13 protein-coding genes are annotated in these 19,666 nt (G+C 51.9%); 6 read left to right on the top strand and 7 right to left on the bottom strand.

The features are described 5' to 3' along the window. The first annotated feature begins 318 nt into the window (after positions 1 to 318). The 3 genes from pyrH to NNL21_RS25250 all read left to right on the top strand — a co-directional run bounded on the left by pyrH (position 319) and on the right by NNL21_RS25250 (position 4,416). Positions 319 to 1,065: a UMP kinase gene (gene pyrH / locus NNL21_RS25260; RefSeq protein ID WP_204820192.1), complete on the top strand. Its 747-nt coding sequence runs from the start codon at positions 319 to 321 to the stop codon at positions 1,063 to 1,065. A 153-nt stretch (positions 1,066 to 1,218) separates the two neighbouring features. Continuing rightward, positions 1,219 to 2,244: an NADH:flavin oxidoreductase/NADH oxidase gene (locus NNL21_RS25255; RefSeq protein ID WP_204820191.1), complete on the top strand. Its 1,026-nt coding sequence runs from the start codon at positions 1,219 to 1,221 to the stop codon at positions 2,242 to 2,244. A gap of 300 nt (positions 2,245 to 2,544) precedes the next feature. After that, complete coding sequence (locus tag NNL21_RS25250) at positions 2,545 to 4,416, top strand: LTA synthase family protein (RefSeq protein ID WP_204820190.1); 1,872 nt, start codon at positions 2,545 to 2,547, stop codon at positions 4,414 to 4,416. A 93-nt stretch (positions 4,417 to 4,509) separates the two neighbouring features. Here NNL21_RS25250 and NNL21_RS25245 read toward each other — a convergent pair whose 3' ends face one another. The 4 genes from NNL21_RS25245 to NNL21_RS25230 all read right to left on the bottom strand — a co-directional run bounded on the left by NNL21_RS25245 (position 4,510) and on the right by NNL21_RS25230 (position 11,663). Continuing rightward, positions 4,510 to 6,660 carry a response regulator gene (locus tag NNL21_RS25245; protein WP_204820189.1) on the bottom strand — a complete coding sequence of 717 codons (2,151 nt, stop codon included), beginning with the start codon at positions 6,658 to 6,660 and terminating at the stop codon, positions 4,510 to 4,512. Positions 6,661 to 6,684: 24 nt separating this feature from the next. After that, on the bottom strand, positions 6,685 to 7,479 hold the full coding sequence (locus NNL21_RS25240) for a CheR family methyltransferase (RefSeq protein ID WP_309145355.1): 795 nt from the start codon (positions 7,477 to 7,479) through the stop codon (positions 6,685 to 6,687). Positions 7,480 to 7,525: 46 nt separating this feature from the next. Next, complete coding sequence (locus tag NNL21_RS25235) at positions 7,526 to 11,230, bottom strand: response regulator (protein ID WP_204820188.1); 3,705 nt, start codon at positions 11,228 to 11,230, stop codon at positions 7,526 to 7,528. 106 nt (positions 11,231 to 11,336) lie between these two features. After that, positions 11,337 to 11,663, bottom strand: coding sequence for a YflT domain-containing protein (locus tag NNL21_RS25230; RefSeq protein ID WP_204820223.1), 327 nt, complete (start codon positions 11,661 to 11,663; stop codon positions 11,337 to 11,339). Positions 11,664 to 11,861: 198 nt separating this feature from the next. On the opposite strand from NNL21_RS25230, the gene NNL21_RS25225 reads away from it, so the two are divergent. The 3 genes from NNL21_RS25225 (at position 11,862) to NNL21_RS25215 (ending at position 16,123) form a co-directional block, all read left to right on the top strand. Beyond that, positions 11,862 to 13,607 (top strand): alpha-glycosidase, encoded by a 1,746-nt coding sequence (locus tag NNL21_RS25225; RefSeq protein WP_204820187.1) that lies wholly within the window; start codon positions 11,862 to 11,864, stop codon positions 13,605 to 13,607. Positions 13,608 to 13,892: 285 nt separating this feature from the next. Continuing rightward, complete coding sequence (locus NNL21_RS25220) at positions 13,893 to 15,119, top strand: glucose-1-phosphate adenylyltransferase (RefSeq protein WP_204820186.1); 1,227 nt, start codon at positions 13,893 to 13,895, stop codon at positions 15,117 to 15,119. A 257-nt stretch (positions 15,120 to 15,376) separates the two neighbouring features. Then, entirely contained in the window at positions 15,377 to 16,123 is a 747-nt protein-coding gene (locus NNL21_RS25215; protein ID WP_204820185.1) for a phytanoyl-CoA dioxygenase family protein, read from the top strand. A gap of 118 nt (positions 16,124 to 16,241) precedes the next feature. On the opposite strand, the gene NNL21_RS25210 is transcribed toward NNL21_RS25215, so the two are convergent. The 3 genes from NNL21_RS25210 to NNL21_RS25200 form a co-directional block, all read right to left on the bottom strand. Next, entirely contained in the window at positions 16,242 to 17,357 is a 1,116-nt protein-coding gene (locus NNL21_RS25210) for a putative 2-aminoethylphosphonate ABC transporter substrate-binding protein (RefSeq protein ID WP_204820184.1), read from the bottom strand. A 268-nt stretch (positions 17,358 to 17,625) separates the two neighbouring features. After that, complete coding sequence (locus NNL21_RS25205; protein ID WP_204820183.1) at positions 17,626 to 18,411, bottom strand: DeoR/GlpR family DNA-binding transcription regulator; 786 nt, start codon at positions 18,409 to 18,411, stop codon at positions 17,626 to 17,628. 65 nt (positions 18,412 to 18,476) lie between these two features. Beyond that, positions 18,477 to 19,646 carry a saccharopine dehydrogenase family protein gene (locus tag NNL21_RS25200; protein ID WP_204820182.1) on the bottom strand — a complete coding sequence of 390 codons (1,170 nt, stop codon included), beginning with the start codon at positions 19,644 to 19,646 and terminating at the stop codon, positions 18,477 to 18,479. Positions 19,647 to 19,666: the final 20 nt, after the last annotated feature.

Genomic DNA, 19,666 nt, shown 5'->3' with positions numbered 1-19,666 from the left:
ATAATAATGCTTCAGATCCGCGATGCCGACGCTTTCGGAGATTCGCTGGATGCAGCCGAGCGCCAGCTATAGCTAGGAATGGGCTGTTAGTGACGACATGGTTTGTTTCAGTGATAAGGAAGTTATTGCCATATGGAAGCGGATAAGGTAAGCTTTTAATTAGTGTATATACAAAGGACGGAGGATGGACAAGATGCGGATTGCGGCTGCGAATGACCGTTATACCTATTTCTCATCTATTCCGTTCCCGAGCAAGCGAAACACCAAAGCCTTTGCGGCTTTGGTGTTTTTTATTTCTCTGTGGAGGTGGTGCGCTGTATGATCAAGTACAAGCGAATTCTGGTAAAATTAAGTGGCGGCGCGGTAGCGGGGCAGAGCGGCGCCGGTTTCGATCCGGACCGGATGAACCGGATTGCCGGAGAAATCATGTCCGTGATTGAACTTGGCGTCGAGGTATCGATTGTCATTGGCGGGGGCAATATTTTCAGAGGGAATCTGGCGGAGCGCTGGGGCATTGAACGGGCGGAGGCGGACAATATCGGAACGCTGGCTACCGTGGTCAACAGCCTGATGCTGCGGGGGGTGCTGAAGGCGGGCACAAGCAAAGAAGTCAGGGTCATGACGGCCATTCCCATCACGTCCGTAGCAGAGCCGTATATTCGGCTAAGGGCGATTCACCACCTGGAGAAAGGCTATATCGTGATCTTCGCTGGAGGAAACGGGCAGCCTTATGTGACGACGGATTATCCATCCGTCCAGCGGGCGATCGAAGTGAACAGCGAGGCGCTTCTTGTCGCCAAGCAGGGGGTGGACGGCGTGATGAGCGGTGATCCGAAGGTTGATCCCGGGGCGCGCAAATATCGTTCGCTTCATTATGACGACGTGCTTCGGCATGACTTGAAGGTCATGGATCAATCGGCATTCATTCTCGCAAGGGACTATGGGCTGCCCATTCACGTGGTCGGCTTCGATACCCCAGGGTCGCTGCGTGCCGTTTGCGAAGGACTTGAGGCCGGAACCATCATCAGCCAAGACAGCGTTCTTGCTTATGATGAGGAGATATAAGGCTGAGCTTATAAAGTCACCTCTCTGTAGGGGACACTACTGCAAGCGTACCTTGGCGTGTTAAAGTGACCACTTCTCAAAGTAATCCGAGTGGTTTATAATAAGTAAACATATATTAAGTAACTATAGAAAATTAATTAGGAGGTTGGAGAGATGACGTATTTGGACCAACCATTCACCTTCAAAAATCTCGTACTCCGCAATCGTGTCGTGATGCCGCCGATGTGTCAGTATTCGGTAGAAGCCAAGGACGGGATACCGAACGATTGGCATTATGTTCATTATGTTTCGCGAGCGATAGGCGGAGCCGGATTAATCATAATGGAAATGACCGACGTGGAGCCAGACGGACGGATCAGCGACTATGATTTGGGTCTATGGTCTGACGAACATATACCGGCATTCGCGCGCATCATCGACCAAGTTCATCACTATGGCGCGAAAATCGGGATTCAGATCGCTCATGCCGGCCGCAAGGCTGAGGACGCGGAGGTGCCAGTCGGGCCCTCGGCGATTCCTGTCAGCAGTGAATTCAAGCAACCGCGCGCACTGACCACGCAAGAGGTTAAGGCTATGGTCGTTAAGTTTGGCGACGCTGCGCGGCGGGCTGTGGCGGCAGGCGTCGACACGATTGAGCTGCATGGCGCTCACGGGTATCTGATCCATCAATTCCATTCGCCGGGCATTAATGACCGGGAGGATGAATACGGCCGCCAGTTATGGCAGTTTGGCACCGAGGTCATTCGCGCCGTGAAGGCCGAGATGCCGGAAGGAATGCCGTTAATTATGCGCATATCGGCCATCGAATATATGGATGATGGCTATGATGTTGACCATATGGTCGAAATCGCCAGACATTACCGTGATGCAGGGGTGGAGGTATTCCATGTCAGCAGCGGCGGAGAAGGTCCGGCTGGCAAGCGCAAGCCTGGAAACTATCCGGGCTATCAAGTGGGGTTCGCACGCGCGATTAAACAGGCGCTAGAGGTGCCTGTGATCGCGGTAGGCAATCTGGACGATCCGAAGCTCGCAGAGGCGACCGTGGCAAGCGGAGATGCGGATCTCGTAGCCGTCGGAAGAGGCATGCTTCGCGATCCTTACTGGGCTTACCATGCGATTCGTGCGAATGGCGGTCAGTTTAAAGGCGTTCTGCCGAAACAATATGGGCGGGCGGAGTAACGGAAGGGAAGTTCGAATAGGACAGGCCGCGGCACACCAGCAGGTGCGCCGCGGTTTTTTTTGGTTAATAAAGCGGCGACATTTGGGCGAGCTTCTTCGAATGAAGCCGAGAAGGGTTAAAATGTTGTGGAAAACCGAGCTGAAACGCATAGAATAGGGAATCTGTTTTTTGACATCTGAGCTTTACAAAGGCATAATAAAGTCTAGTATGCATCCCGCCGTAAATTAATAGTTTTTACGCAGAAAGCTGATGCTAGACACTTATATAGCTGATCCATTTGTAAATAAGGAGGTGCGATCATGTCCTTATCGGCGACTAACCGTCGGATAAGCACAAGACCGTTTATTTTTTTCACAATCGTACTGCTTATAAAAAGTTATTTGGCCTGGTACGTTACGTTTGATACCGTTCCGACTTGGCAGCCGCTGGTGACCGAAATTCCGTTCATATGGCTGGTATTCTGCCTCATTGAATGGTTTGCCTCCAAGCGGAAGCTGATGATATATAATGCGGTGAATTTACTGTTCACCAGCGTATTCTTCGCCGTTATTATGTACTACAAATATTATGGCGTCATTGTCACCTATCATGCGCTTGAGCAGGTCAATCAGGTAACGGCGGTTAAGAACAGCGTGTTCTCGCTGCTGGATCCGTACTTCTTATTTATTTTCACCGACATTATTGTGCTCATGGTGCTCTCATTCCGCGGGAAGAACAAACGATTCTGGAGCGCGATCACCCCCCGCAGGGAGAAACGGACAATCGTCATGGGACTGTTCGTCGTTTCGTTTGCAGTATGTCTGATGAATGTGTGGCCTAACCGGGCGAGCATGAACGAAATCAAGAAAGCGGAAGAGATGGGGATTCTGAATTATGAAGCCTACACTATCTTTAAGCGCGATGAACAAGTGCTGCTGCCTCCTGAGCAAATTACGCAGGATGCCATACGCAATATCAAGGGCATACAAGAGCCATCGTCACCTAAGCTGTGGAATGCGGCTGAAGGGAAGAATGTGATCGTTATCCAGCTGGAGTCCTTCCAGAACTTCCTGCTTGGTTTGAAGATTGACGGACAAGAGGTTACGCCCAACATGAACAAGCTGATGAGCGATAACTTCTACTTCCCGAACTTCTATCAGCAGGTAGGCCAGGGAAATACCTCCGATGCGGAGTTTATCGTGAATACGTCCTTCTATATCCCGCCGCGCGGCGCCGCTACGATGGTGTACGCTGGTAAGGATCTGCCGAGCATGCCGAAGATGCTCCAGGAGAAGGGCTACCAAACGGCCACATTCCATACGAACGTCGTAGAGTTCTGGAACCGCAAGGAAATGTACAGTGCGCTCGGATTTGACCGTTATTATGACCAGGCGTTTTTTGGCGAAGAGGATACCGTGTTCTTCGGGCCCTCCGATGAGGTGTTGTACCGGAAGACGGCGGAAGAGCTCGAGAAGATGCAGCAAACCGGGAATCCCTTCTATGCCCAAGTCATCTCGATGACGGCTCATCATCCATACAGCACGCCGGAAGAGAAGGACCACATTACGCTTCCGGAACGTTACCAGGATACGTTCGTGGGCGATTATATTCGCGCACAGAGCTACGCGGATTATGCGCTTGGCAAGTTTATCGAGGATCTCAAGGAGAAGGGGATCTGGGATAAGAGCCTCATCGTCGTCTACGGTGACCATCTGGGACTGCCGATTTATTCGTTGAATAAAGACGATGAAGAGCTTATGAAGGAAATCTACGGCCGCGAGTATGGCTATACCGATATGATTAATATTCCGCTTGTTATTGCTTCCCCGGGAATCACGCATCCAGCCGTGTTCGAGCAAATCGGCGGACAGGTTGACGTGCTCCCGACGATTGCGAATTTAACGGGAGCATCGTTGGAGAATCATATTCACTTCGGTCAAGATTTACTGAATCAGACCTACAACATACTTCCTCAGCGTTATTATCTGCCATCCGGATCATTCGTTAGCCAGCAGTCGCTATTCATTACGGGGAGCGGCTTCCAGGATGGCACCGAATATCCGCTGGCCGGTGACGGGGCCTCCAAGCCGGAAGCCTCCGAGGCCGAGTACAATAAAGCGCTGGAGCTTCTCAATTATTCCGATAGCTATGTCAGTCAGCTTCCGGACCGTGAGCCTGATGCAAGCAAATAAGGGTAATGTCAATCGTGATTGCGGCGTTCATACGCTGCAATCACGATTTTTTGTTGCTGCGCGGACAGATAACGATATAAAAAAAGCCGCCCTCTATAAGGAGGTCGACTGTATAGGCGAAACCCAAAGACCGTATCGTTGAAGCAGACGCTTCACGGTGTCAAGCTGAATCGGCTTTCCCAGAAAATCCGTCATCCCTGCGGCAAGACATCGTTCACGGTCGGCAGGGAGCACATTGGCTGTCATCGCGACGATAATCGGCGCATGATCCGGCTGGGCGGCAGCCAGTACCTGACGGGTTGCCTCCAGACCATCCAAAATGGGCATGCGCATGTCCATCAGAATCAGGTCGTAGGCCTTCTGCGAAGCTTTCATAACCGCTTCTTGGCCATCCGAAGCCAAGTCGGCTGTAATACCCAGCTTGTTCAGCAGATAGAGCGTCAGCTTCTGATTGACCTCATTGTCATCTGCGATCAAGATGCTCGTTTTGTAAACCGGGCTCCGCTTCGTAACGGCGCTGCCAGGCTCCTCACTCGTCTGCTCTAGAAACGCAGTGAAGGATATCGGACCATCCTGCGAATCGGTAGAGATCCGGGACGGAGCGGATGGACAGGTGAAATTAATCGTCTTGCTCATGTTGCGATGATCGTTATCGGTCGGTGCCCCTTGAGGCTTCATGGTTACCGTGAAGCGGAAGGTCGTTCCGACGTCTACTTTGGTGGTGACATCAATCGTGCCATTCATCAGCTCCACCAGGTTTTTGCAGATGGCAAGCCCGAGTCCAGTTCCGCCATAACGTCTTGTAAGCGATGTATCGACTTGGGAGAAGGGCTGAAAGAGGAGAGGCAGCTTCTCCTCGGGTATGCCAACGCCCGTATCCTGAACGGTAAACTCCATCTCGATCGCATCCTCTCGCTGCTCCAGAAGCCGGACCGAGACCTTAATACTGCCCTGCGGCGTAAACTTGACGGCATTGCCGACCAGATTGATCAGCACCTGCCGCAGCTTCATCCCGTCCCCGATGACAATTGGCGGCAGCGTGGGATCAAATTCGCAGGATAGCTCCAACGCAAGCTGCTTCGACTTCGCCGTGAATAATTCGAACGTTTCGGCGATGACCATTTCGATCTGAAACGGAATCTCCTCCAGCTCCAGCTTGCCGGATTCAATCTTGCTGTAGTCCAGGATGTCATTAATGACCGTCAGCAGGGCATCGCCGCTCTTGCGGATAATTTCAGCATACTCGCGTTGCTCATCATCGAGCTCGGTTTCCAGTATGAGTCCGGTCATGCCGAGTACGCCATTCATCGGCGTACGTATTTCATGGCTCACCATTGCCAGGAAATCCGTCTTCGCCCGCGCGGCGATCTCCGCTTCTTCCTTCGCGTTCATCAGCTCCTGCTCGAAGCGCTTCCGCTCCGTCATATCACTGATGGTACAGGCATAGATACGCTCCTCATCAACCATCGCCATACCGGTTTGGACTTCTGCTGGAAACCGTCTGCCGTCCTTGCGCACCGGAGTCAGCTCGACTCGTTTGCCGGCTGCTTCACCTGCCGCCAGGCTCTTGAACATCCCCTCACCGAAGCAGGGGATAAGCTCTGCAATAGATTGGCCGATAACATCGCTCTCTAGATAGCCGAACATGGGGGTCAGTGCCGGATTAACGGCGAGAATTAGCCCCTCATCATCGAAGGTAATCATCGTATCCCCGGTTGTTTCTTGGATAACGCGCGCCATGACCTGTGTTTTGTTCAGCTGGTAGGCGGTGCGCATCAGCTCGCGGTTCATCCGCTCCAGTTCTTTGGTCTTTTGGTGCAGGAGCTCTCTCTGGAGCTGGAGGGTCTTCGTATTGACATACATGCGCACGAAGCCTTCGATTTTGGTCCGTAAGATTTGTGGAACGAATGGCTTCAACATGTAGTCGATGGCACCGACCTCGTAACCGATAAAGAAGTGCTCGGTTTCTTTACTCGTTGCCGATATGAATATAATCGGCGTCTCCCGTGTTTTGTCGCGCATCTTGATCAGCCGCGCGGTTTCAAAGCCGTCCATCTGCGGCATTTGAACATCGAGCAGGATGACCGCAAACTCGTCCTTGAGCAAGCAGCGCAGGGCTGCTTCACCCGACAGACATTTAATCAAATTGTAATTCAAGTCGCCAAGCACGGCTTCCAGTGCCAGGAGATTGTCCGGATGATCGTCGACTAGCAAAATGTTTATCGGTCCGTCGTATGCAACCATCTGCTTTCGTTTCACCTGCCTTTTTTATCTTAACTTACGGTATAGCCTGCAGTGCGAATCGTCAATCTCTTCGTATGCGCCGGCATGCCGTGTGAAATTAATCGATTCCTTCGTTCCAAGCGCAAGAACGCCGAAGGTGCTTAAGCTGTCATACAGCAGTCCATGTACATGATCCTGAAGATCTTTATTGAAATAGATCATAACATTACGGCAAAAAATGACGTTAAATTCATTAAACGAACGGTCCGTGACCAAGTTATGCTGGGCGAATACAATGTTGTTGCGCAGCTCCGCTTGGAATAATACAGAGTCGTATTTAGCCGTATAATAGTGGCTGAACGCTTCCTTGCCGCCGGCCTCCATATAATTTCGCGTGAAGTCCTGCATACGATCGATGGGAAAGACGCCTGCTTTCGCTAAATCCAACACGCGTTCGTTCATGTCGGTGGCATAGATGCGCGTCTTATCGTACAAACCTTCCTCCTTCAGCAGAATGGCCATCGAGTACACTTCCTCGCCAGTCGAGCAGCCTGCATGCCAGATCCGGATAAACGGATAGGTTCGCAGCATCGGCACGACGTGCTTGCGGAAGGCGCGAAACACTTCCGGGTCACGGAACATCTCGGTGACATGGATGGTTAAGTCCGATAACAGCCGGTTCATGGCATCCCGGTCATGCAAAATTTGTTCGGTAAGCGCCGTTATGGAAGGCAGCCGCTCGGCGCCTACACGGTGCCAGATTCGTCGGCGGACGGACGAGAAGGCATAGTTGCGAAAATCATATCCATATAGACGATATAAGCCTTCGAGAAGCAGCACGATTTCGATCCGCTCCCGTTCTCCGGCTGCATGAAGCCCCTGTTGATTATTTATACAACCACACCCTCATCAGAGACAGCAGCTGATCGATGTTGACCGGCTTGGCGATATAATCGGAGGCACCGGCCTCGATGCACTTGTCCCGGTCTTCTTTCATCGCCTTGGCGGTGATGGCGATAATCGGCATCCGCTCGTACTCAGGCTTGGAACGGATCTGACGCATGGTTTCGTAACCATCCATCTCCGGCATCATCATATCCATCAGTATGAGCTGAATGTCTTTATTATTTTCAAGCATCTCTAGTGCTTCAATGCCGTTCTCGGCAAACTGAATATCCATCTTGTACCCTTCCAGTGCGCTGGACAGGGCGAACACGTTGCGGATATCGTCGTCGACGATCAGAATCTGTTTGCCTTCGAAGATAGCCTCCACGCTATGAAGCTTGCGCAGCACGCTCCGCTTGTCCTCTGGCAAATCGGCGACAACCCGGTGCAGGAACAAGGTGGTTTCATCGAGCAGCCGCTCAGGCGACTTCACATCCTTAATAATGATCGTCTCCGCATATTTCTTCAGCTGCAGTTCTTCCTTCTTGTCCAGCTCGCGTCCGGTATAGATGATGATCGGCAAATCGCGCAAGCTGTCATTGCGGCGAATGCTGTCCAGCAGATCGAATCCGGAGATATCCGGAAGGCCGAGATCCAGCACCATGCAATCGTAATGGTGGCTATTCAATTCGGCCAGCGCTTCACGGCCTGTCGATACCGCATGGATGGCGACATCGTCATGACCAATTAGCTCCATAATGCTAGTCCGCTGCGCAGCATCGTCTTCGACAACGAGCAGATGCTTCAGGTCGCGCTCGAGGAAGGATTCGATCTGCTCGAACAAATCATCAAGCCGGTCCTTCGATGCGGGCTTCTTCAAGTAGGCGATGGCGCCCATGGACAGACCTTGCTGGACATCGTCCATGACGGATATGACATGGACGGGAATGTGCCTAGTATCCGCATTATGCTTCAAGTGATGGAGTACCGACCAGCCATCCATGACGGGCAGCATAATATCGAGCAGAATGGCGTCCGGCTTATGGGCTTTCGCATAAGCCAGGCCTGTATCACCCTGCAGAGTGACAACGCCCTTGAAGCCATGCGAACGCGCAATGTCGAGCATCACGCGGGCAAAATGCTCGTCGTCTTCTATAATCAAGACGACGCGGTCGTCGGACTTGATAGATTCGCGGTCATCCTCAATTTCCGCGGTGACCCGTTCGGGCAAATCCAAGGATTTGATTTGCGGCTGTGCCGCGGATCCGGAAGCTTGAAGGGCTGCGGCGACGGCCTGCATCCCGAAATCGGGTCCTTGAAAAGACATTCCGTCGATGACTTCTTTGTCTTCAATAGCTGGCTCGGCAATATGGTATTCCGGCAAATAGAGGGTGAAGGTACTACCCTGGCCTTCGACGCTGTCCAGTGAGACGGAACCGCCAAGCAAGTGTGCCAGCTCCCGGCTAATCGCAAGACCAAGCCCCGTTCCGCCATATACGCGGCTTGTCGTACCGTCTGCCTGCTGGAACGCTTCGAATATAATATCCTGCTTCTCCTCCGATATGCCAATACCGGTATCATGCACTTCGAAGGCGATCATCCGCCCGCTGTCGATATTTCTGGAAATCGCCTCATCTGGCTTAGCAAGGCGAACCCGGAGAGAGACGCTCCCCTGATGCGTAAATTTGAACGCATTGGACAGCAAGTTTTTGAGAACCTGTTTAACACGATGGCTATCCGTGTACATCTCATCAGGTACACTTTGATCAACAGTCACCTCGAAAGCAATGTCCTTCTGCTGGCTCACAGGCAGGAAGTTTCTGCGCAGGCCTTGCAGCATATCGTTGATGGGCACATGCTCAGTGACCAGATTCATTTTGCCTGCCCCGATTTTGGACAGATCCAGAATCTCGTCAATCAGCTTCAGCAGATCGCCGCCCGAGGAATGAATCGTCGATGCGAATTCAATCTGTTTCGAGGATAAATTACCGTCCTTATTAACCATGAGCATCTGGGACAGAATAAGAAGGCTGTTGAGCGGCGTTCGCAGTTCATGGGACATATTGGCCAGGAACTCGGATTTATATTTGGACGCGAGAGCCAGCTGAACCGTCTGCTTCTCAAGCACATTCTTCGTCTTCTCGATTTGTTCGTTCTTCTGTTCAGTCTGGCGCATCTGCAATTCGAGCAGATGTGTCTTCTGCAGCAGCTCCTCATTACTCTGCTCGAGCTCTTCCTGTTGACTCTGGAGCATCTCTTCCGATTTCTTCAGGGCATGGGTCTGTTCCTCGAGCGTATCGTTGGAACGGCGGAGCTCTTCTTGTTGAGACAGAAGCTCCTCGGACTGAACCTGCAGCTCTTCGCTGAGCGCTTGCGACTCACGCAGCAGCTCCTCGATACGCATCCGTCCGAACATATTGTTCAAGATAATGCCGAAGCTCTCAGCAAGCTCGTTCAGCAGTTCCTTCTCGCGTAATTCGAAAGGCCTCAGGGCGGCGAGCTCAATAATACCGAGCAGACTGCTCTGGTACATGACCGGCAGCAGCATCAGGTGCAGAGGCGCCGTTTCGCCTAAGCCGGATTTGATCTTGATGTGAGTGGACGGCAAATCCGACAGCTCGATAATCTCTTGGTTAATCGCGCATTGCCCGACCAGACCTTGGCCGAAGGCAAACGTCTGCTCGAATACGGACTCATCATGCGGAGCATAAGCGCCCATCAGACGAAGACGATTCTCGTCTCCGAGTCCCTCCCGAATATATAGGCCGCCATAGGCAGCTCCGACAAGGGGAACCATCTTGTCCACGAATCCTTGGGTAATCGTCTCGAGAATTTGTACATTCTGCAAATCAACCGTTGTATTGGCCAGGTTGGATTTGACCCATGCCTCATCCTCGATCTTTTTGTTATAAGCCTGTTCGAACGCAGTCTTCTGCTCAAGCGAGTTCGCCAGCTGATTGAAGGCTTTGGCTACATCGCCGAATTCATCAGCCGTTTCCGTCTTTTGACGTAACGTCCGGTCGAGGGTGCCATGCGTATAGGCGGTAATAAGCATGGACAAGCTGTTAAGTCCTCGTGTAACCCCCGTCAGATTCCACAGCATCGTGCCCAGCCCAAGCAGCAGTCCGATAATAGTGGTGATCAGCATGATGTTGCGCGATTCCTGATTCGTATCCTGCGCAACGCCTACGGCCTCGTCCGTTGCCCGGCGTTGAGTTTCGGCAAGCTTATCCAAAAGCGCGATGGTGTCTTCTTGAAATTGAATGCCTTCTTTTTCGCGCAGAGCGATGGCTTCGCTGGCTTTGCCTTCACTAATCAACTGAATGACTTGCTTCTCATAGCCGAAAAATAGCTCCATATTGCGCTCTACATCTTCCAGCAAAGAAATCTCAGCTTCTGTAGAGGCCCGGTTTTTCAACTCCGCCAGACCCTCTTTTGCTATGATCGGCTCTTTGTTAAGCTCCTTCTCATTCTTGGTGATGCTGTCAACGGTCGGAACGGTGAGCACATTGACCAGGCCTTTGGCGGTATTATTAACGGCTCCGCGAGTCTCGAAGGCAAGCATGACCTTCTGGTACCGGTGATCATACACCTCTTCAAGCTTGTCTCCTACGCGGGAGAAGTTGTTCAGCCCGGATAAAGAAACGAATAATAGCAGTAAAATCATCACGATAAAACTTGTAATCAGCTTCGTTCTCGTCTTCATTCGATCCCTCACCTGTAACCCTACATATGGGGTGGATTATTTGTTAACATGCGAACAGGCCGCCAGCCCTGGGGCTTGCGACCTAACCGCACCATTCATCAATGGATTAGTGGACGTTCGTAATAACAAGTACACGACCTTGATCAAGCTCCTCTTCATACCGCTCGGCTTCCGTTTCCGATAACCCGATCGATTGAAGCTTGGAACGAATCTCGTCGCCGCGTGAGCGGAAGACGTTAGCCATGGAGGTAAACATCCCTTCCTCAGACATTCCGATCCGGTTAGCGTCCGTTGCGTCGGCCAGCGATTTGGTCTGGTCGCTATCGTGGGCCATCACATAGATATCATCCTGCCGATAGCCGCGTTGATTCAGTTCTCGCACGGCATGCAGCGCATCCATGGCAGTTGTCACAATTTGAACAGTCGGTTTCATCTGTTGCATCGTAATCCCTCCGTCTTTCAATTGGATTTGCCAGGTGAGGCTAAGTCAGTATTACCACCGAATAGGGAGAATTGAAACAAGCCCCGGTTCGAAAGTTCTACGCCGATTCAGACCTCATACCGAGCGTGTAAATCTCCTCTAAGCGGCCGCAGAAAGATCGGCCGTACCGATTTAGAGGAGATGGATTCTATGCAATGGGAATGTTTTCACCACTCGCCGCGCAGTAACTGGGCGTATGCCTACGATAAGGCAACGATCCATCTGCGCGTACAGACGAAACGAGACGATGTAGAGGCGGTAACCGCCGTGACGGGAGACAAATACAACTGGGATGGGTTTCATGAAGATGTTCCGATGGAAAAGGTGGCCTCCGATCACTTCTTCGATTACTGGGAGGCGGCAGTGAAACCGACCTACAAACGATTCTCATATGGATTCCGTCTGCACAGCGGTGAAGAGACGGTCTTTATGACGGAAACGGGCATTGGGCCCGACGAGCCGCATCCTGCGGGCGGTTATTATGAATTTCCTTATATACATGAAGTGGATCTGTTCGCGGCACCCGAATGGGCAAAGGAAGCTGTCTTTTATCAAATCATGCCGGACCGGTTTGCAATCGGCAATCCGGAAATTAATCCGGCACATACTGCCGAATGGGGCAGCACCCCGACCTACGAGAACCAATTCGGCGGGGACTTGCAGGGAATATTGGATCATCTCGACCATCTAACCGATCTTGGCGTAACGGCTGTCTATCTGACACCGATATTTGAGTCGCCCTCGAATCACAAATACGACACGATTAATTATACCGTAATAGACCCGCATTTTGGGGATAAATCGCTATTGAAAAAGTTGGTGAAGGCTTGTCACGACCTGGGAATCCGCGTCGTGCTTGATGCCGTCTTCAATCATACAGGTGAACAATTCCCTCCCTTCCAGGATGTTCTCCGCCATGGCGAGCAATCCAAATATGCAGACTGGTTCCATATCCATTCCTTCCCGGCTGAAGTAAGGGACGGGGTTGCGACCTATGATACGTTCGGTTTCTTCGGCAGCATGCCGAAGCTCAACACGTCGAATCCTGAGGTGAAGCAATATTTGCTCGATGTCGCCCAGTCCTGGATCAAGGAGACGGATATCGATGGCTGGCGGCTGGATGTGGCCAATGAAGTCGATCATCAATTTTGGCGGGAATTCCGGCAGACCGTGAAGGCCGCCAAACCGGATGCCTATATTATCGGAGAAGTATGGAGCGATTCCCGTATGTGGCTGCTGGGGGATCAGTTCGATTCCGTTATGAACTATCCCTTCGCCGACAAGGTGATGGGCTTCTTCGCCTCCGATGACTTCGATGGACGAGCGTTTGCAGACCAGATGAGCAATTTGCTGATGCGCTACCCGCAGCAAACGAATGAAGTCATCTTCAACCTGCTCTCGAGTCATGATACGCCGCGGGTGCTGACCCGAATGGGTGAAGATAAGCGGAAGCTGAAGCTGGCGGTCGTGTACTTAATGACGTACATAGGCACGCCGTGCATCTTTTACGGCGATGAGATCGGACTTAAGGGCGGAGACGATCCCGATTGCCGCCAGTGCATGATCTGGGATGAGGAGCAGCAGGACCGGGAATTGTATGATTTCTATAAGCTGCTTATCGATCAGCGCAAATCGCATCCAGTGCTTCGAAGCGGGCGTTTCCGCTTTCTGAAGGCTGATCAGGGAGACAAGCGGATCATTTATGAGCGGTTGGGCGAAGGGGAGCACTACGTAGTATGGATGAACCCTACCGGCGAGCAAACCGCGATGACGCATCCGATGGAGACGGACGATTGGGAGGATGCGCTTACGGGCGAGCATGTCCCTACAATCGGGGGCGAGCAGGTTATCGAGCTGGAGCCGTTCGGGTACCGCATCATGTGCAGGAAGCTGTAGCGCAACGTTTGGAAGCATGCAAGCAAGGCTGGTTGAGTTTATAGCTCCATGCGAAAAGCCGCCCTTCTAATGTTCCGTAATGGACGTTAGGAGGGCGGCTTTATAGGTATGCGTATTTTATGGATATTACCCGGTTTATAAGGGATTGACACGCATTTTTGGGATATTAGCAGCTTTATTTTCTAAATAGGCATAACGGGTTTCAACCCTTTCCCGCGAGGTGTATTAAGGTTATACAAAACAAGGTGCAAATGAAGCTACAAACTCATACAGGAGGAACACGTTATGAAATCAAACGAATGTATCGCTATGCTGCTTGCTGGAGGAGAAGGCCGGCGGCTGGCGCCGCTTACCGCCCATCTTGCCAAACCAGCGGTTCCCTTCGGTGGCCGCTGTCGCATTGTTGACTATACGTTGAGTAATTGCGTCAATTCCGGCATTGGAACAATCGGGTTGCTTACACAGTACAAGGCAGAGTCGCTGCATGCCCATATCGGGAACGGCGCCCCTTGGCACAGGAAGGGTTCAGCGGACCGGACAAGCATTGCGCTGCTGCCCTCCAGCCGCATCGGGCGAGAGGGCTATGCCGGAACGGCGGATGCTATTTATCAAAATATCGATTATATCGACCAGCATGCTCCGGAGAATGTGCTGATCCTCTCCGGGGATCATATCTATCAAATGGATTATAAAGAGCTCGCCAAAACCCATGCTGAATCGGGCGCGGCAGCTACGATCGCCGTGAAGCGCGTGCGGTGGAAGGAAGCAAGCCGCTTCGGCATTATGAATACGGACCAGGCCGGCCGAATCACCGAATTCGTGGAGAAACCGGCCAAGCCGCAGAGCAATCTGGCCTCCATGGGCATCTACATGTTCCGTTGGGCGGATTTGCGGGCCGCGCTTATTGAAGATCATGAGGATCCAGCCTCCAGCCGGGATTTTGGTAAAGACATCATTCCGCGTATGCTGCAGCAGGGGGAGAGCTTGGTTGCCCATACATTCGATGGTTACTGGCGTGATGTGGGTACGGTCGATAGTCTCTGGGAGGCGCATATGGATCTTCTAGACGGCGAAATGCAAGAAGCCATGGAAGAGTGGCCGGTGATGACGCGCGAGCGGAAGCAGACGCTTCGTTCCTTCGTGTCACGGGGGGCGGATATTCAGGATTCCTACGTACACCCCGGTTGTCCTGTAGAGGGAGATCTTGCACGCTCCGTGCTGTTCGGGGGAGTTACGGTAGGCAGGGGCTCCGAGATCTATGAGAGCATCGTTATGCCGGGGGCGAGAATCGGCAAGAACGTGAAGTTGAACCGGGCCATTATCGGTGAAGGGGCAGTCATTGAAGACGGTGCCGTCGTCGGCAGTATGGATGGCGAGGTAAGCGTCGTCGGCGCTGGCGAACGGGTTGCCGCACATCCGCGATTCTCGGTATCTCCTCTATTGCTGCCACAGGACATTTTCGAGGAACGGGAAACGTTCTCGGCATCTACGATGACTTTTGAGAAAGTATAATTAGGAAGAATGACTGTTATTTGAAGACCGCCCGGATGAAGTGTTTCTTCACTTCCCGGCGGTTTTTGTCGTTTCGGAACATTTATAAGGTTAGTTCAACTACAGCCTGGTAAACTGAATCTGGAAGAGCGGGCTATTCAAGTCAGCAGAATCGTGATTGTATTTAGCCGTATTCGAGGTTTACTCTCTTCCTGCCGGTTCGTAAAATGAAAGAGAGCAAACAAAAGAGCTAAACCGAAAATAAGGAGGCGGGTTTATTGTTAACGCATCAGCATATGTTCGACTATCAACGCGACGGTTACGTTGTTCTTCCGGATTTATTCAGTCAAGAGGAAGTCAAGAGAATGATTGAGGAGATCGAACGGGGGGAGGGCGTCACGCAATCCCATCAGCGGGGTCCCACGGACGCATCGGGCAGAAATTCGAAATTGGCCATCTGGCATGATTTGCGGGACGATATCTGGTCTGCCGCCAGCATCGCGCCCAAGGTCGTCAATCCAATCCGGATTCTGCTGGGGGAAGACGCCTCCTTCTTTCACGGGAAAGTGATGCTCAAGGAAGCGAAGTCCGGCGGTGCCTGGGAATGGCATCAGGACTACGGCTATTGGTACGGTCAAGGATTTATGTTTCCGACGATGATCAGCGCATTCGTCGCTCTGGATGCCGCCACGATCGAGAACGGCTGTTTGCAGGTGCTGAGAGGCTCGCATAGGCTTGGCAGGCTGGACCACGGCAAAGTGGGCACGCAAACCGGTGCGGATCAGATGCGATTAAATCAGGTCGAGTCCATGTTCGAAAGAATCTATTGCGAATTACGGCCCGGATCGGTGTTATTCTTTCATAGCAACCTATTGCATGCTTCATCTGCCAATGAGTCCGACAACCATCGCAGGTCCTTTATTATGTGTTATACAGCTGCATCCAACCCCCAACTGACGGAAGATGGAGTGCGTTTAAGGCCTTCCTGCCCAGTCGGGGATGACGATGCGATCTTGCGTTACTAGCAGATTCCTTCCAAGTGGCAGTTGAAATCACATTCTAACGGTGGCTACCATATATGCGGTTATTCAGAAGCTGGCCGGCACGTGTAGATGCTGCACGCGCCGGCCAGTTCGTGTTCCATTATGATTTTGGCTCGCTCTTGGTGTCATACCGTTTGGTCCACTCGCCGAGAATGGCGTCGCGGTCTTGAGCTGCTTGCTGCAGATCATACTTGATCAACTGCTCAACCGGGTTTTTTGAATATCCTTCAGGGATGGCGCCGGAATCGCTCTTCACGGAAACGATGGCAAAATTCTTGTTGTACTCCTGCATAGCTTCATCTGAAATTGCCCAGTCCAGGAAGTCCTTCGCGACTTGCTTGATTGTCGCTTTGTTCACAAGCGCATTCGCTTCTACGTCCCAGCCGGATCCTTCTGCCGGAAATACCGTTTCCACAGGAGAGCCTTTCTTCTTCTCGGTTATGCTGCGGTAGCCAAACGAGATGCCAATCGGGTATTCACCCGTGCCGGCCATCTTCGCGGGTTTGGAGCCCGAGTGGGTATACAAGCCGATGTTCTCATGCAGCTTGTCCAGATAGGCCCAAGCTTGGTCAGCGCCCATGAGCTGAACCAGTCCGGACACCGTCAGGAAGCCCGTACCGGAAGAAGCGGGGTTCGGCATGGTTATCAGCCCTTTATATTCGGGTTTAATCAAGTCCTCGTAAGATTGCGGGATGGCAATTCCCTTCTTCTCGAGTTCTACGGTATTGACCGTGAAGGCCGTTTCCCATGCATCTATGCCGACCCAGTGCGCGGGATTCGCGCTATCCTTGAAGCTCGGCTCGATCCGCTCGATCCCCTTTGGGGAATACGGAGCGATCAGACCGTTCCGGTCAAGTACGAGCAGGCTCGTTGCCGCGGTTCCCCATACGATGTCGGCTTGCGGGTTATCCTTCTCGGCAAGCAGCTTCGCTGTGACGATACCGGTTGAATCACGAACAATATTGAGCTTCACGTCCGGGTATTTACTCTTCCATGACTTCAGATATTCATTGATTTGATCATCCTCAAGCGCGGTATAGATGGTCAGCTCCTTGCTTTCCGCGTCGACGCCGGCTTCTGCGCTGCCGCCGCCTGCGGTGGTAGCTGTGTTATTGCCTCCGGCATTTGTTTCAGGTGTATTGTTTTTGCTGCCGCATGCCGATAGAACCGACAAGACAATGAGTGCGCTCATGATGAATAACCAACGTTTTTTCATTGATTTCGCTCCTTTTCTTTCTGCAATTCTTACTCCTCTTACTATAAAGTTGGTTCTTTAAATGAAGGTAAAGTACAAGTAAATATTTTGTTTTGTTTTTTGTTTTGTTGTTTTTATCTGCATTCCCTCCATGGTCGGCAATAAATACGCTGATTCGCGGCGTAGTCTGTGTCCTCTTTAATGGAATGGCTGATAATATTCCACCTGCGTGGGCTGCGGTTTGTGTGTGGTGCCGGTGCATTGTCACAAGGTATGCCATTAAATCGTGTTATTCTGCTACAATCCAATGAATGTCCTTCTCGTCCAGCTTATCTTTCCATTCTTTTGGCGGTGCAACATTGCTAATAATAATGTCGACCTCCTCCAGACCGGCGATCCGGCAGTAATGATTCGTGCCGATCTTCGTGTGGTCTGCGAGCACGATCGTTTGCTTGGCCTGCTTCATGAATGCGCGGGAAAGCATAGCGCGCTCGTCCTCATAGCTCGTAACGCCGCCATCGATTTGCAGCCCATCTGCCACGATAAATGCTTTATCCACATGGAAATAGGACATGAAGTGGATGGCCAGTGAGCCGGAGGTCCGGTAATGCTTCGGGTTGACACGCCCTCCGAGAAGGACGATTTCACCATCGAACACGCCGCGGTTTTTGTAGGCGATGAGTAAATTCAATGTATAGACGGATGTGACTAATATGGTTAACTGGCTTTTTAACGCCAGCATGTCGATCATCTGCAGCGTTGTCGTGCCGTCATCAAGGACGATGACCTCTTTGTCCTGCACGAGAGCCGCTGCAGCGTTGCCGATCTGTCGTTTCTCTGCAGCTTGGAGCACTTCACGCTGCACGTAGACAGGTTCTTCACGCTCCACGTTGATTTTGACCGCGCCCCCGTAGACTCTCTTCAGCTTATTCTCAAGCTCCAGTTCCTCCAAATAGCGGCGTATCGTTTCAGATGACACCTCGAGCTTCGCAGCCAGCTCGGGCGAACGGACCTTTCCTTGGAGCTGAATCATGTTCAATATGATTTGCTTTCGTTCTTCCCCGGCAAGCGACATCGTCGTAATCTCCTTTATGCGTAATCGTTCATGTGAGTCCCGATAATAATCTGTACGTCGTTTGTTTATAAATTTCCAATCGTTTCGTGAATGTGAATATCGCGTTTGCGCAGCTGTTTAAAAATAACAGCAGGCTCGAATGCTTCCTCAGGCGTTACGATTCCAGGACGGCCTGTGCAAAGGGTCTGACCTTTCGCAATAAGCTCTGTTGCGATGGCAAGCGGAATACCGACGTTGCGTGTATAGGCCCGAAGTGCCTCCCAGCCTGGTACGGTGCCGTCGGATAACGGATGGGTATGGGTGAGTGTATGGCATCTTGGAATGCCGTTCTTCACACCGGTTACTTCGACGTGAAGCGCATAGCCGTATAATTCCGTTTGGCTGCCCTCCGGCGCATCGCATAAATAGCTCCCGATTGCATCCATGATGCCAATTTCCGCGTCGCCGATACGAATCGTGTCATTCCGCATGAACCCGTATTCGTACAGAGCCCGGACAAGGCGCATATTTTGCTGCGGCCAGGTTCCCCGTACTTCGATCAATCGCACACCTTTGTTTTGCAGGGCGCGGGCGAGGGTGCGCGTCTCGGCATGGGGAATGATGTATTGAACGGCTGTGCCATATGGCTCCGGCAGCCTGATTTCACGAGGACGGGCAAAAGGCGGTACTTGAATAAATTCGCCGTTCTCATACACAACTCGCCCTGGAAGCTGCGGGTCGTATTCGTATGTTGTCGTTTCAGCGATCGACTTCGAGAATGCAACAGGGCGATAAGACCCATGGCTGACGCGTACATCATGAACTTCGTCTAGCTGATTGGCGGCATGCATGGCCATCATTTGGGTAACGCCTGGTGTCATTCCGAATCCCGGCAAGCAGGTTCGGCCGTGTCGTACGAAGCCTTCGTGACTGCGGTCTTCGTCCCCGAAGCCGTTTAAGTTGATGCCATGGCATCCCGCCTCGGCGATGCATGCCGTCGACAACCCATTCAGCGTAATGGTCGTGCCGTCCATGACAATATCATAGCCGCGCATTTGACGGACCGTAGCGTCGTGATCGCGTACATTGACTTGTACAACATCTACGCGAGGGTCGTTTAGCTCTGCGGCAACACGGTTAGCCTCTTCCAAGTTATAATCGCCAATCGTAATTTGTTCGAATTCCGAATGCTGAACCAGATCAAGTACCGCTTCACGGCAGATGCGGCCTGCGCCGCCCAGACAAAATACGTTCATGAGAGAAGCTCCCTTCGAAT

The organism is Paenibacillus mendelii (genome assembly GCF_024498075.1).
In the GTDB taxonomy this organism is placed as follows: domain Bacteria; phylum Bacillota; class Bacilli; order Paenibacillales; family Paenibacillaceae; genus Paenibacillus_Z; species Paenibacillus_Z mendelii.
Note: the sequence above shows the minus strand (reverse complement) of the source record. Positions and strands in the feature narration are given on the sequence as shown.